Here is a 14,015-nt window from a genome sequence, read left to right as displayed (position 1 = left end):
CGGACTTTCGCTCGGTGACGGACGGGGGAGGTCTTCCCTTATCCCTCGGTGGCCGGGTTCACCTCGGCGGACTCCAGACCGCCGGCCTCGACACCCCACTCGCCGAGCACCTGCTCGTAGGTGCCGTCCTCGATCATGGCGTTGAAGGCGGCGGCGATGGCGTCGGCCAGCTCGGTGCCCTCCTTGTGGGTGAGGATGCCGTAGGGAGCGGCGTCGTACTGCTCGCCGATGAACTCCAGCACGCCTTCGCCGGTCTGCTCCAGGGCGTAGGCCGAGGTGGGCATGTCGGCGAGGGAGGCGTCGTTGACACCGGACACGACGGTCTCGGTGGCCAGCGGCTGGCTCTCGAACTTCTGGATGGTGATCGGGTCCTCGCCGGCGTCGACACAGGCCTGGCTGCGGGCCTCGATGTCCTCGTCGTGCGTGGTGTCGGACTGGACCGCGACGCGCATGCCGCAGGCGTTGTCGGGGTCGACGCTCTGCGGGTTGCCGTCCTGGGCGAACCACTGGGTGCCGGAGGAGAAGTAGGAGATCATGTTGACCTGCTCCATGCGCTCCTCGGTGATGGTGAAGGAGGAGGAGCCCAGGTCGTAGGTGCCGGTGTCGACGCCGATGATGATGGAGTCGAACGTGGTGGGCTGCCAGTCGGCTTCGAGGTCCAGCTTGCCGAGGGCGGCTTCGAGCAGGTCGACGTTGAAGCCGAGGACGGTCTCGCCGTCGGGGTCCAGGTACTCACCGGGCGGGTAGGAGGCCTCCACACCGATCGCGACCGTACCCGCCTCGGCGATGTCGGCGGGCACCAGGGCCGCCAGTTCCTCGTCCACCTCGACGGCGGGCTTCTCGGGCGTCGCGGTGTCCTCACCGGGTTCGTCGGAACCACCGCAGGCGCTCAGTGCGAGGACGCCGGCCAGGGCGAGGGCGCCGACGGAGAAGGGCGTGGACAGGGGCTTGTGCAGGTCCATCGTGGATCTCCTTCTGGAGCACGAAGTGCCTGGTCGGAGTCGGGTTCGTGGCCCCTTCCCCCGAACCAGAGCGACATACGGTGCGATGTGTGACGAATGTTGATATGCCGGTGCCGTCCTATGTTGCCGACCCGCGATTTTCCTGTGGTCACCGTTGTGAGAGGATTGCGTAACGGGTCATCCCCGTGAGAGAGGCGTCCGCGCAGAACTCGCATAAGAGTCAGGCGAAGCACGACCCTCCCCGGCGACATCACCGGTCATGGCCGACCGGCGTCGTGGAGGTCACCCCTAGCACAGATCCGGCTTCGCGCGCGGTACGCACCCACCCATTCGCCCCGTCATGGCCGACGGCGGCGTACCGAAAGACCTTGAAGGGTTTTCGATGACCAGCGAGTCCTCTTCGCGTACCCGGAATCAGCATCTCGACGACGATCCCGCTTTCGCCCTGCACCGCGGCGGCAAGCTCCAGGTGACCTCCACCGTCGACGTCCACGACCAGGAGGGCCTGTCCCTCGCCTACACCCCCGGCGTCGCCCGTGTCTGCGACGGCATCGCCGACACGCCCGAACTGGTGGAGGACTACACCTGGCGGAGCAACCTGGTCGCCGTCGTCACCGACGGCACCGCGGTCCTCGGCCTGGGCGACATCGGCCCCGAGGCCTCCCTGCCGGTCATGGAGGGCAAGTCGCTGCTGTTCAAGCAGTTCGGCGACGTCGACTCCGTGCCGATCGCGCTGGCCTGCACCGACGTCGACGAGATCGTCGAGACGGTCGTGCGGATGTCCCCGTCCTTCGGCGGCATCAACCTTGAGGACATCTCCGCTCCGCGCTGCTTCGAGATCGAGAAGCGCCTGCGCGAGCGGCTGGACATCCCCGTCTTCCACGACGACCAGCACGGCACCGCCATCGTCACCGTGGCCGCCCTGCACAACGCCGCCCGCTTCACCGGGCGCACCCTCGGTGACCTGCGCGCCGTGGTCTCGGGCGCGGGCGCGGCCGGGATCGCCGTCACCAAGATGCTCATCGACGGCGGCATCGGCGACATCGCCGTCGCCGACTCCAAGGGCATGATCTACGACGGCCGCGAGGGCCTGACCCCGGTCAAGCGAGAGCTGGCCGCCATCAGCAACAAGGCGGGCCTGCGCGGCTCCATCGAGAGCGCCCTGGCCGGCGCCGACGTGTTCATCGGCCTGTCCGCCGGTGAGGTCCCGGAGAACGTCGTCGCCACCATGGCCGAGAACTCGATCGTCTTCGCCATGGCCAACCCCAACCCGGAGATCCACCCGGACGTCGCCCGCAGGTACGCGAGCGTCGTCGCCACCGGGCGCAGCGACTTCCCCAACCAGATCAACAACGTGCTGGCCTTCCCGGGTGTGTTCCGAGGCGCCTTCGACGCCCGGGCCACCGCCATCACCGAGAACATGAAGCTGGCCGCCGCCACGGCGCTGGCCGCCCTCGTCGGTGACGACCTGTCCGCGGACTACGTCATTCCGAGCCCCTTCGACGAGCGGGTGGTCCCGGCGGTCGCCGCCGCGGTCGCCGCCCAGGCCCGCGAGGACGGCGTCGCCCGCCGCTAAGGCGTGTTCCGTGGATGCCGCCCGTCGCGAGCGCCGTCCCGGTGCGGCTCTCGCAAGGCCGAAGAAGGAGTCATCCCGGTGTGGCTGTCGACTGATGAGAACGCGGCGAGAGCTGTGCCGGGGCGTCGCGCAGCAGGGTGAGTATCCGCGGAACACGCCTTAGGGCGTGTTCCGCGGACGGCGGGGCCGGTGTTCCCACACCGGCCCCGCCGTTCGTCCTCGGGGCGGGGCGGTCCCCCGCCGCCGACGCCTCGGCCCCGGCGGGAAAGGGCCCGGAGGGCGTGCCCCCGCGGCGCCCCTCCGGACCCTTCGTCGTCCTGCGGCTACTTCTCGTCGGACCTGTCGGCGGGGTCGTCGACCACCTGGCTCCAGGGGTCGCCGCCGGCCTGTGGCATGGGCCGGGCGGCCTTGGGCTCCTCCGCCTCGGATTCCTTCGCCTCGGGCTTCTCGGCGGCGGGCGCCTCGGGCCCGGCGGCCTTCGGCTCCGACCGCCCGGTCCCGGATCCCGGTTCCGGGGCCTTCGTCCCGGTGGACCCGGGCTCCGGGGTGTCGGGCCCGTCGCCCGACCCCTCGGTGCCCTCCTCGTGAGGCGGGCCCCAGTGGCGCACGTCCCGGCGGATCACCTCGACGGTGTCGTCCAGGATGCGGCGCAGGTCGTGCACCGCGGCCTCGCCGACCGTGCCTGCCTCCCGGGCCACGTCGCGCACCCGGTCGCTGAAGTCGTGCAGGGCCTGCTCGAACTCCGAGGAGCGCTCGGCGCCGCCTCGGCCCCAGACGGCACCGAAGGCGCCGAAGCCCTGGGCGAACCGTTCCCACTCGCGCGACCAGCGGGTGCCGTCGTCACAGGAGCGGTCCCGCTCGCGCTCCTCCCGGGTCTCCTCGCCGGACCGGGCCTTCTCGCCTCCGGGGGACTCCTTCCGTTCGGCGGTCGGGGTCTCCTCGGCGGGGGCCTTCGGAGCCGTCCGCTCGGAGGACGCGCGTTCGGAGTCGGCGCGCCGGGCGCCGCCCGCCGCGAACTTCAACTCCTCGCGCAGCGAGCCGATGGTCTCGCGCACGTCCTTTTTGACCGCCCGCGCGATGTCGCGCACCGAGTCGGTGATCTCCCGCTCCAGGTCGTGCAGATCCCCTTCGCGCGCCCTCAACTCCTCACGTCCCTTGTCGGTGAGGCTGTAGACCTTGCGGCCCCCCTCCTCGGTGTGGGTGACCAGGCCCTCCTCCTCCAGGCGGGCCAGCCGTGGGTAGATGGTGCCGGGGGAGGGCGAGTACACGCCCAGGAACCGGTCCCGGAGCAGGCTGATGATCTCGTAGCCGTGCCGGGGACTCTCGTCCAGCAGCTTGAGCAGGTAGAGCCGCAGCCTGCCGTGGCCGAAGAAGGTGCTCATTCATGCCCCCTCGGGGATCGCGGCCGGGGTCTCGGGCGCGCGGCGCAGCAGCGCGGTCCGGCCTGAGGCGGAGTTGATGGTGATGGTCGCGGGATCGACGCCGCCGCCGATGCGTCCGCTCAGGACGGTGCGGGCGCGCCCACCGCTCCGCTCCAGACCGAAGTCGGAGTCCACGGTGGCGGTGGCGGTGCGGATCTCCACCGAGGCGGAGGTGTCCGCGGGCACCCGCAGCGCGATCTCGCCGGAGACCGTGTTGAGCCGGACCCGACCGGCCGGGGCCACGTCGGTGTCGGCCAGCACGGAACCGGACACGGTCTTGGCGCTCAGCGAGGCGACGCGTCCGCCCGCAACGGCCAGTTGTCCGCTGACGCTGTTGAAGGTCAGCCCGCCCTCGACCCCCCGCAGGGAGGCGTTGCCCGAGACGGTGTTGACGTCGGTCTCGCCGCCCGTCCCGTCCAGGGTGATCTCGCCCGAGGCGGTCTTGAGGCGGGTTCGAGAGCCCACGCCCGCCACCACGATCGGTGCGCTCATGGTGGCCACCTCGACCGGGCAGTCCCGGGGGACGCGCAGGTTCACGGTGGCGCTGCGCCGCCGCATCTGCTTGTATCCGCCCAGTTGGACCGGGCGCAGCCGTTCCAGCAGCCCCGATCCGGTCAGGTCCTCGTAGTGGATGGTGAGGATCCCCGCCTCCTGGACCGCCAGGAGGGGTTCGCCGACGATGTCGGTGACCTCGAAGGTGACCGGATCGTCGGTGGGGATGATGTTGACCTGACCGCCGAGGATCCGGACCCGCAGGGCCACGATCCCGTCGATGGTCTGGGTCGTCGGCCTGTCGATGGTCCAACGTGCCATCGTGTGCACCCCTTCGCTCGCTCTGTTGCCTTCACGATATGTCGCGAGTCCGGCGAACTCAAGATATGTCGCGGATTCTCGGGGACACGTCCGGGTTCTCCCCGAGACCGGACCCGGGAACGCCGAAGGGGCCCGGGATCTCTCCCGGGCCCCTTCGAAGGCGGTCCCTACTCCTCGTCCTCGTCGTCCAGCCGGGCCAACCAGGTGGCCAACCGGTCGATCGGGGTCTCGAACTCGGGGTTCACGTCGGTGAACGTCCGCAGCTGCTCGGCGAGCCAGGCGAAGCTGACCTCCTCCTCGCCGCGGCGCCGTTCCAACTCCTCGATTCCGCGATCCGTGTAGTACACGAGGCGTCCCTAGTCCGCGGGCGGGAAGACCGTGTCCACCAGGGCGCGCTGCTCCGCCTCGTGCCGCTTGGCCGAACCGGCCGCGGGGGAGGAGGAGGCCGGACGCGAGATCCGGGTGAACGGGCGGTCGAGCTGCTCGGAGAAGACCAGGGCGACGAACGGCCAGGGGCCCATGTTCGCCGGCTCCTCCTGGACCCACAGGACCTCGCCGGCGTCCGGGTAGGACCTGAGCTGCTCGCGGATCTCCTCGATCGGCAGCGGGTAGAGCCGCTCCGTGCGGATGATCGCGGTGTGCTTGTCACCGCTCTTGCGACGCGCGGCGTCCAGATCGTAGTAGATCTTGCCCGAGCACAGCACCACGCGGCGGACCTTCTCCGGGGTGATCGAGTCGTCCGTGATGAGCGGCCGGAAGTGCCCCGAGGTGAACTCCTCGGTCGCCGAGGTCGCGGCCTTCAGGCGCAGCAGCGACTTGGGCGTGAAGATGACCAGCGGGCGCTCGAACGGCGACTTCGCCTGCCAGCGCAGCAGGTGGAAGTAGCTCGCCGGGGTGCTCGGCATCGCGACGGTCATGTTCTCCTGCGCGCACTGCTGGAGGAACCGCTCGATCCGGGCCGAGGAGTGGTCCGGGCCCTGGCCCTCGTAGCCGTGCGGCAGCAGCAGGGTGACGCTGGAGCGCTGGCCCCACTTCTGCTCGCCGGAGCTGATGTACTCGTCGATGATGGTCTGGGCGCCGTTGACGAAGTCGCCGAACTGCGCCTCCCACATCACCAGCGCCTCGGGGCGGGTGAGCGAGTAGCCGTACTCGAAGCCCAGCGCCGCGTACTCGCTCAGCAGCGAGTCGTGGACGTGGAACTTCACGGTGCCGTTGTCGAACTGCTTGAGCGGCGTGTAGGGCTCGCCGGTCTCGCGGTCCACCAGGGCGGCGTGTCGCTGACCGAAGGTACCGCGGCGGCTGTCCTGGCCGATCAGGCGGATCGGGTGCTCGTCCAGCAGCAGTCCGCCGAAGGCCAGCAGCTCGCCGGTCGCCCAGTCCACCGCGTCGTTCTCGACCATCGTCGCCCGGCGGGTCAGCTGCGGGGCCAACCGCGGGTGCGGGGTGAAGCCCTCGGGCATGTTCACCTGGGTGTCGATGATCCGCTTGACCGCCTCCGCGCTGATCGCGGTCTCCACGGAGGAGTGGTCCAGGCGGCCCTCGGTGAACACCTCGGGCTTGACCACGGCACCCGGCTCGATCGGCTTCCTGTCGGCCTCACGGGTCTCCGTGAAGGCGCGCTCCAGTTCGGTCTGGTAGTCGCGCAGCGCCGACTCGGCCTCCTCCACCGTGATGTCGCCGCGGCCGATGAGGGCCTCGGTGTACAGCTTGCGGGTGGAGCGCTTGGCGTCGATGACGTTGTACATCAGCGGCTGGGTGAACTCGGGGTTGTCCCCCTCGTTGTGGCCGCGGCGCCGGTAGCAGACGAGGTCGATGACGACGTCCTTGTTGAACGCCTGGCGGTAGGAGAAGGCCAGGTGCGCGACCCGGACCACGGCCTCGGGGTCGTCCCCGTTGACGTGGAAGATCGGCGCCTGCACCATCCGCGCCACGTCGGTGGCGTAGACGCTGGAACGGCTGTCGGACGGCGAGGTGGTGAAGCCGACCTGGTTGTTCACGATGATGTGGACCGTGCCGCCCGTGCGGTAACCCCGCAGCTGGGACAGGTTGAGGGTCTCGGCGACCACGCCCTGCCCGGCGAACGCCGCGTCACCGTGGATGAGGATCGGCAGCACCGTGAAGCCGTGCGGGCCCTTGTCGAGCAGGTCCTGCTTGGCGCGGACGATGCCCTCCAGGACCGGGTCGACGGTCTCCAGGTGGGACGGGTTCGCGGCCAGGGAGATCTGGATCTTCTCGCCCTCGCGGGTCTGGAAGACGCCCTCGGTGCCCAGGTGGTACTTGACGTCACCGGAGCCGTGCGCGCTGCGCGGGTCGAGGTTGCCCTCGAACTCACCGAAGATCTGCCCGTAGGACTTGTCGCAGATGTTGGCCAGCACGTTGAGGCGACCGCGGTGGGCCATACCGATCATGGCCTCGTCCAGCCCGCCCTTGGCGGCCTTGGAGATCACACCGTCGAGCAGCGGGATGAGGGACTCGCCGCCCTCCAGGGAGAAGCGCTTCTGACCCACGTACTTGGTCTGTAGGAAGGTCTCGAACGCCTCGGCGCTGTTGAGCCGGTGCAGGATGTGGAGCTGCTCGTCACGTTCGAGCTTCTCGTGCTCGCGCTCGACGTGCGCCTGGATCCACTCCCGCTCCTCCGGGCTCTGGATGTGCATGTACTCGATACCCACCGTGCGGCAGTAGGTGTCGCGCAGCACGCCCAGGATGTCGCGCAGCTTCATGACCTGCTTGCCGCCGAAGCCCCCGGTCGGGAACTCGCGGTCCAGGTCCCACAGGGTCAGGCCGTGCTGGAGCACGTCCAGGTCCGGGTGCTTGCGCTGCTCGTGGTCGAGCGGGTTGGTGTCGGCCATGAGGTGGCCGCGCACGCGGTAGGCGTGGATCAGCTCCTGGACCCGGGTGGTCTTGTCGAGCTGGGTGGCCGTGTTGACGTGGATGTCCTGCACCCAGCGGACCGGCTCGTACGGGATCCGCAGCGAGTTGAAGATCTCGTCGTAGAAACCGTTCTCGCCCAGCAGCAGCTGGTGGATGCGGCGCAGGAACTCACCCGACTGCGCACCCTGGATGATGCGGTGGTCGTAGGTGGAGGTCAGCGTCATGACCTTGCTGATGCCCAGCTCGGCCAGCGTGTCGGCGGACGCGCCCTGGAACTCGGCCGGGTACTCCATCGCGCCGACGCCCAGGATGGTGCCCTGGCCCGGCATGAGGCGCGGGACCGAGTGCACGGTGCCGATGCCGCCGGGGTTGGTGAGGCTGATGGTGGTGCCCTGGAAGTCGGGCACGCCCAGCTTGTTGGTGCGGGCCTTGCGGACCAGGTCCTCGTAGCCGCTCCAGAACTCCATGAAGTCCATCTCGTCGGACTTCTTGATGGAGGGCACGACCAGCTGACGGGAACCGTCCGGCTTCTGGAGGTCGATCGCCAGGCCGAAGTTCACGTGCTTGGGCTTGGCGACACCGGGCTTGCCATCGATCTCCGTGTAGGAGTGGTTCATCTCGGGCATGGCCTCCAGGGCCTTGACCATGGCGTAGCCGATGAGGTGGGTGAAGGAGACCTTCCCACCGCGGCCGCGCCGGAGATGGTTGTTGATGACGATCCGGTTGTCGAAGAGGAGCTTGACCGGCACCGCGCGCACACTCGTCGCGGTGGGCATGGTCAGGCTCGACTCCATGTTGGTCGCGGTGCGCGCGGTTGCTCCGCGCAGTCGCTCCTCGTCGACCCGAAGGGCCTCGTCCGCGTTCTCGGCCGCCTTGGCGGGGGCCGGCGCGGCGGGCTTCTTCTTCTCGGGTGCGGCGGTGGCGGTGGTGGCGGCGGGGGTCGTGCCACTCTGCGCCTTGGCGGTGGCACCCCCGCCCTTCGCACCGGCCGCCTCCGCGGTCTTGTAGTCCGCGAAGAAGTTCCACCAGGCCTTGTCGACCGCGTTCGGGTCGTTCAAGTACTTCTGATAAAGCTCCTCGACCAACCACTCGTTGGGACCGAAGTCTGTCAGGGGTTGAGACGCCTCAGACGACACGGCGGAGATCGCCCACTTCCGCAGCTCGCTTGTCAATGTGTAGGAAGACGGGTGGCTGCCGGCTGGCGGGCTCAACGAACGAACAAGGGGCTCTCCGCATGGCGGAAGGCCAGTCTGACCAGGCCGGCACTCGTCGGGTACCAGGCTACTTGTACCGGCATCCTCTCGGGGAACACGAGCCTTGTTGAAACTAGGAGATAGCTAACATTTTTTCACAATCCCCTTGCCACTACGTGCCGGTAACTATGCGTAACGTGCTCGACCTGTCTGGTTTATGGGTGTTTGTGGGCTTTCTGAAGTGTGAACCCGTTGTCCGCCATCGGCCGGCGTCGATGTGTTCTGTACCACTCTCGATGTCGAGATTCCCCGGGAACCCGATCCCGCGTCGCCCCGTCGGAGTGGGTGCAAGCGACCGGGCAGGACGGCCGGGTCCCATCGCCGACGTTCCCAGCGGGAGCGATGGGACCCGGGCCCGGTCGTCGCACTCTTCCACCGTCCCCACCACCTTTCCCTCCTGTAACGGTCGGCCGCGCTCGTGAAACGCCGGTGAACCGCGCCGAGGATGTACGGATCTGTGCGCTCTTCGGAGTTCTCCCACGCCGGAGCGCCTCCCGTGCCAAGATCGCGATACGCGCACAGAGGATCACGGCAGGGGTGGGAGAAGCCCATGAAGGGCCTGGGGGAACTGGAAGCCGCCATCATGGACGCGCTGTGGCGCTCCGACGAACCGCTGCCGGTGCGGCTCATCCACGAGACGATGGTCTACGACCGCGAGATCGCCTACACGACGGTCATGACGGTCGCCGGGATCCTCTTCAACAAGGGCCTGCTGGACCGGGAGAAGCGCGGTCGCGCCTGGGTGTACTGGCCGCGCGAGTCCCACGCCGAGTACACCGCGCGGGTCATGGACGAGATCCTCGACACCGGCCCCGGGCCCGAGGCGACCCTGCGCAGCTTCGTCGAACGCTTCAGCGACGAGGAGATGGCCCACTTCCACCGGGTGCTCAGCCAGGTCCGCCTCAACCGGGGCGTCGCCAGCTAGGGACCCCGGGCCGGGTCACGGGAGTCGGCGCAGGCGGCGCACGCCCGGAACGGCCAGCGCCATCAGGGCGGCCGCCACGGTCAGCGCGGCCGTCAGCTTCAGCGCCGGGCCCGGTCCCACCGCGGCCGCCACCGGGCCGATCGCGATCTGCCCGATCGGCAGCGCCGCGAACGATCCCAGGGCGTCGTAGGAGTACACCCGGGACAGCCGGTCCGCCGGCACGTTCTCCTGCACCGAGACGTTCCAGGCCACCTCGAACTGCTCCATGGCCATCCCCGAGACGAACATGGCCGCGAGCAGCGGCAGCGGCGAGGCCGGTAGGGACAGGGCGTACAGCGGCACCGCCTGGACCGCGACCAGCGACACCCCGAACACGAGGGCGCGGCGCGGCAGCCACCGGGCCGCCAGGAACCCGCCCGCCAGCATCCCGGCGCTCTGCGCGGCCAGGATCAGCCCCCACGTGGCCCGGCCGAAGGTCTCGTCGGCGATCGCCGGCCCCAGCACCGCCACCGACGCCGACCAGGCCGCGTTGGTCACCGTGAACTGCGCGACGACGATCCACACCCAGGACCGGGCGGTGAACTCGCGCCAGCCCTCCACCAGGTCGCGCAGCACGTTCGCGCGTTCCGCGCCGCGTTCGCCCGCCGGGATCCGCAGCGTCAGGAACGCCGCTCCGGCCAGCGCGTACAGGACGGCGTCGAAGGTGATCGACCACCCCGGGCCGACGAACGCCACCGCCGCTCCGCCCAGGGACAACCCCATGACCGTCCCGCCGTTGCCCGCCAGCCGGATGACCGCGTTGGCCTGCTGGAGCAGGGAACGGGGCACCGTCTGCGAGGTCAGCGCGGCGGCCGCGGGCAGGTTCACCGCCGCCGCGGCCCCGTTCACCAGGCTCAGGACCACCATGAGCGGCAGCGACGCCGCCCCCGTCAGCAGGGCGGCGCCCAGCACCCCCTGGGAGAGGGCGGCCAGCGCGCACCCGCCGCGCAACACCAGGGAACGGGGGAGCCGGTCCGCGATGATCCCGCCCACCAGCAGCAGGACGATGTTCGCGATCGAACGCGCGCCGACCACCAGACCGACGTGGAGCGGGGAACCGGTCACGTCCAGTACGGCGAACGCCAGCGCGACGTTGGCCAGCCCGTTGCCCAGGGACATCAGCAGTCGACCCGTGGCCAGGGCCCGGAAGGGGCCGTACCGCAGCGGCGCACCCATCCCGGTCGCGCGCCCGGTCTCCTCGATGCCCGTCATGCCCGCCCCGTGCCCGTGATCCGCTCCCGGGCGATCATCCCGGGTCACGGAGCGGGTGTCGAAGCCTTTACGACAGCACCCAGCTGCGGCCCTCCGCGGCGAGCTTCTCCACCAGGGTCGCGCTGTCGTGCTCCTTGGCGAACAGGTGCTCGGGCCGGGTGATCGGCACGATCCACAGCCACCGCACCGGGTCGCCCTGGAAGGACAGCCCCGACGTGTCGGGCGGCACGTGGTCGGCGCGGGTGACCAGGGAGGAGGGGTCCTCCAACAACAACACGGCGCCCGCGCCCCGACGCATCGCCCGGTCCTCGGGGTTGTCCAGCCACTTCACCGTGTGCCCGGTACCGAACCAGGTCACCGCCCGCCAGGGGAAGGCCCCGATCCAGCGGAAGATCCGCGCGGCGTGATGCGCGGGCATGGTCGTGGCCAGGGCCAGTTCCACCCGCGCGTAGCGGGAGGTGTCGGCCATGTACCGGTCCAGGGTGGGCATCCTCTGCCCGCACATGCCCACGGTCGACAGGATCGTGAACGGCCGGTGCTCGGTGGGCGGGCGTTCCGAGACCCGCAACAGCGGCGGGTGGCCGTCGGACACGTCCCAGTAGTGGCCCGCCTCGCCCACGGTCCGGTTGAGGTGGCCCAGCACGGTGCGCTGCACGCTGCGCCACGCCCCAGAGGCCCGCCGCCAGTCCCAGTAGGCCTCGGCGTGCACCACGCGCGGCCACAACTGTCCCTTGAACGGGTCCAGCTCCCAGGCGTAGGCGCTGCGACCGATCGCCTCGCGCGCGTAGCCGGGCAGCCCGCTGTCCGCCTCGGCCCACCCGGGGATGACCGCGAGCAGACCCTCCTCGTCGACCAGGGCGACCCCGTCGCCCTCCTCGAACCACACGGCCCGCAGGCACGAGGGGTCGAACCGGGGGCGTCCCTGTGGATGCTTGGTGTGCCCCTCGGGCATGAGCGGCGCCCGGCCCTCGAACAGGCCGCCGCCCTCACTCGTGCGCGGGGCGATCTCGTGGTTGGCCAGCCATACCGGGACCCGGATGCGCCCACGGGCGTCCAACAGGTAGGCGGCCGTGGTCCGAGAGTCGCATTCGACGACGACACGGCGGCTCTGATAAGGGCTGATCTCGTCGAGCAGGACCTCGATCCCTGTCACCGGCCCTCCCGCGTGCCGATCGACGCCATCGGGCCCGAACCGACCCGTCCGCACAGTGCGTAGAATCGACGGTAGTGCCCTGACAGGCGGAGCCGCACCGCAGCCGCGTATAGGTCGTATAACGACACGAGCCGCCGCCTTCCGCACCGGGCCGAGACCATCGACTCCATCCCTTACGGACTCTCTATGCCCGCCGAGCTCACCTTTGTCGCCCCCCGCCGTGCCAAACCGCCCCGGCACCTGGCGGACCTCAGCCCCGAAGAGCGGGCGCGGGTCGTCGCGGAACTGGGGGAGAAGCCCTTCCGGGCCAAGCAGATCGCCAAGCACTACTTCGGCGGCCTGGAGTCGGACACCTCGGCCATGACCGACCTGCCCGCCGAGTCCCGCGAGAAGCTGGGCGAGGCGCTGCTGCCCCGACTCCTCACCCCGGTCAAGCACATCACCTGTGACAAGGGGATGACCCGCAAGACCCTGTGGAAGGCGTTCGACGGGGTGCTGTTCGAGTCGGTGCTGATGCGCTACCCGGACCGCGTCACCCTGTGCATCTCCTCACAGGCCGGCTGCGGCATGAACTGCCCCTTCTGCGCCACCGGACAGGCGGGTCTCACCCGCAACCTGTCCACCGGCGAGATCGTGGAGCAGGTCGTCGCCAGCGCCCGCGACCTGGCCCGCGGCGAGGTCGCCGGCGGTCCGGGGCGGATCAGCAACATCGTGTTCATGGGCATGGGCGAGCCCATGGCCAACTACAAGCGGGTCCTGGAGACGGTGCGCCGCATCACCGACCCGGTCCCCAACGGGCTGGGCATCTCCCAGCGCGGCGTCACCGTGTCCACGGTCGGTCTGGTCCCGGCGATCGACAAGCTCATCGCCGAGAGGATGCAGGTGCGCCTGGCGATCTCGCTGCACGCCCCCGACGACGAGCTGCGCGACGAGCTGGTGCCGATCAACACCCGCTGGAAGGTCGCCGAGGTGCTCGACTCCGCCTGGCGCTACGCCGGCACGACCGGCCGCCGGGTGTCCATCGAGTACGCGCTCATCAAGGACATCAACGACCAGGCGTGGCGGGCCGACCTGCTCGGGAAGCTGCTCAGGGGTCACCTGGTGCACGTCAACCTCATCCCGCTCAACCCCACGCCGGGGTCGAAGTGGACGGCGTCCCGACCGGAGGACGAGCGCGAGTTCGTCCGTCGCCTCCAGGCGCACGGCGTCTCGGTGACCGTGCGCGACACGCGCGGCCAGGAGATCGACGGGGCCTGCGGCCAGCTCGCGGCCACCGAGAGCTGACCCGGCCGGGTCCACGGTGGTCGAGACCGGGCTGGCCTTCGTCGTCGCCCTCGCGGCCGGGCTGGTCCCGGTCCTCAGCATCGAGGTCTACCTGTTGGGCGCCGTCGCCTTGACCGACGACGGGGCCCTGGTCGCCATGGCGGTCGCCGCCGGGCTGGGGCAGACCCTGGGCAAACTGCCCTACTACTACGCGGGCCGGGGAACCCTCTCGGCGCCGTGGCTGCGGCGCAGGACCGAGACCCCGGGCAAGTGGACCGAGCGGGCCGCCCGATGGCGTCGCCGCGCCGAGGAGCGCCCGCTGTGGGGCGTGGGCCTGCTGGCCCTCAGCTCCTTCGCCAGCATCCCGCCGTTCATGGTGGTCTCCGTGCTGGCGGGTGTGGTGCGGATGAACGTCGTCCTGTTCTCGGTGGTCACCCTCGCCACCCGCACCGCCCGTTTCCTCGTCATCGTCCTCGCCCCCGCCTGGGGGCTGTCCTTCCTCCCCTGAACCGCGCGCGGTCCCCGGG

Annotated in this window: 11 protein-coding genes; 4 read left to right on the top strand and 7 right to left on the bottom strand. The window is 70.1% G+C overall.

Annotated features, from left to right (window positions below):
* Positions 1–38 precede the first annotated feature (38 nt).
* Complete coding sequence (locus PWG71_RS06115) at positions 39–962, bottom strand: ABC transporter substrate-binding protein (protein WP_274808549.1); 924 nt, start codon at positions 960–962, stop codon at positions 39–41.
* A 382-nt stretch (positions 963–1,344) separates the two neighbouring features.
* On the opposite strand from PWG71_RS06115, the gene PWG71_RS06110 reads away from it, so the two are divergent.
* On the top strand, positions 1,345–2,538 hold the full coding sequence (locus tag PWG71_RS06110) for an NAD(P)-dependent malic enzyme (RefSeq protein ID WP_274808548.1): 1,194 nt from the start codon (positions 1,345–1,347) through the stop codon (positions 2,536–2,538).
* Positions 2,539–2,861: 323 nt separating this feature from the next.
* Here PWG71_RS06110 and PWG71_RS06105 read toward each other — a convergent pair whose 3' ends face one another.
* From PWG71_RS06105 to PWG71_RS06090, 4 genes are all read right to left on the bottom strand, one after another.
* Positions 2,862–3,920: a PadR family transcriptional regulator gene (locus PWG71_RS06105; RefSeq protein ID WP_274808547.1), complete on the bottom strand. Its 1,059-nt coding sequence runs from the start codon at positions 3,918–3,920 to the stop codon at positions 2,862–2,864.
* Positions 3,921–4,772, bottom strand: a complete 852-nt coding sequence (locus tag PWG71_RS06100) for a DUF4097 family beta strand repeat-containing protein (RefSeq protein ID WP_274808546.1) — start codon at positions 4,770–4,772, stop codon at positions 3,921–3,923.
* 167 nt (positions 4,773–4,939) lie between these two features.
* Complete coding sequence (locus tag PWG71_RS06095) at positions 4,940–5,119, bottom strand: DUF6104 family protein (RefSeq protein WP_274808545.1); 180 nt, start codon at positions 5,117–5,119, stop codon at positions 4,940–4,942.
* Between the two features lie 9 nt (positions 5,120–5,128).
* A complete protein-coding gene (locus PWG71_RS06090) occupies positions 5,129–8,779 on the bottom strand; it encodes a multifunctional oxoglutarate decarboxylase/oxoglutarate dehydrogenase thiamine pyrophosphate-binding subunit/dihydrolipoyllysine-residue succinyltransferase subunit (protein WP_274808544.1) in 3,651 nt (1,216 codons plus the stop codon).
* A gap of 667 nt (positions 8,780–9,446) precedes the next feature.
* Between PWG71_RS06090 and PWG71_RS06085 the strand changes: the two genes are divergently transcribed.
* Positions 9,447–9,821 carry a BlaI/MecI/CopY family transcriptional regulator gene (locus tag PWG71_RS06085; protein WP_274808543.1) on the top strand — a complete coding sequence of 125 codons (375 nt, stop codon included), beginning with the start codon at positions 9,447–9,449 and terminating at the stop codon, positions 9,819–9,821.
* Positions 9,822–9,836: 15 nt separating this feature from the next.
* Here the strand turns inward: PWG71_RS06085 and PWG71_RS06080 are convergent, their stop codons facing one another.
* Positions 9,837–11,072: an MFS transporter gene (locus PWG71_RS06080; protein WP_274808542.1), complete on the bottom strand. Its 1,236-nt coding sequence runs from the start codon at positions 11,070–11,072 to the stop codon at positions 9,837–9,839.
* Positions 11,073–11,139: 67 nt separating this feature from the next.
* Entirely contained in the window at positions 11,140–12,225 is a 1,086-nt protein-coding gene (locus tag PWG71_RS06075; RefSeq protein ID WP_274808541.1) for a suppressor of fused domain protein, read from the bottom strand.
* Positions 12,226–12,411: 186 nt separating this feature from the next.
* Here PWG71_RS06075 and rlmN point away from each other — a divergent pair, with 186 nt between their 5' ends.
* Entirely contained in the window at positions 12,412–13,509 is a 1,098-nt protein-coding gene (gene rlmN / locus PWG71_RS06070; protein WP_274808540.1) for a 23S rRNA (adenine(2503)-C(2))-methyltransferase RlmN, read from the top strand.
* 16 nt (positions 13,510–13,525) lie between these two features.
* A complete protein-coding gene (locus tag PWG71_RS06065) occupies positions 13,526–13,996 on the top strand; it encodes a hypothetical protein (RefSeq protein ID WP_274808539.1) in 471 nt (156 codons plus the stop codon).
* Positions 13,997–14,015: the final 19 nt, after the last annotated feature.

It is taken from the genome of Nocardiopsis sp. N85, from assembly GCF_028882275.1.
GTDB lineage: Bacteria > Actinomycetota > Actinomycetes > Streptosporangiales > Streptosporangiaceae > Nocardiopsis > Nocardiopsis lambiniae.
The sequence above is the reverse complement of the archived record's forward strand: the minus strand, read 5'-3'. Positions and strand labels throughout refer to the sequence as shown.

Bases quoted from the DNA above. Each gene is read 5' to 3' on its own strand.
- PWG71_RS06105 (WP_274808547.1), bottom strand. From the start codon at position 3,920: ATGAGCACCTTCTTCGGCCACGGCAGGCTGCGGCTCTACCTGCTCAAG.
- PWG71_RS06110 (WP_274808548.1), top strand. From the start codon at position 1,345: ATGACCAGCGAGTCCTCTTCGCGTACCCGGAATCAGCATCTCGACGAC.
- PWG71_RS06080 (WP_274808542.1), bottom strand. From the start codon at position 11,072: ATGACGGGCATCGAGGAGACCGGGCGCGCGACCGGGATGGGTGCGCCG.
- PWG71_RS06100 (WP_274808546.1), bottom strand. From the start codon at position 4,772: ATGGCACGTTGGACCATCGACAGGCCGACGACCCAGACCATCGACGGG.
- PWG71_RS06085 (WP_274808543.1), top strand. From the start codon at position 9,447: ATGAAGGGCCTGGGGGAACTGGAAGCCGCCATCATGGACGCGCTGTGG.
- rlmN (WP_274808540.1), top strand. From the start codon at position 12,412: ATGCCCGCCGAGCTCACCTTTGTCGCCCCCCGCCGTGCCAAACCGCCC.
- PWG71_RS06115 (WP_274808549.1), bottom strand. From the start codon at position 962: ATGGACCTGCACAAGCCCCTGTCCACGCCCTTCTCCGTCGGCGCCCTC.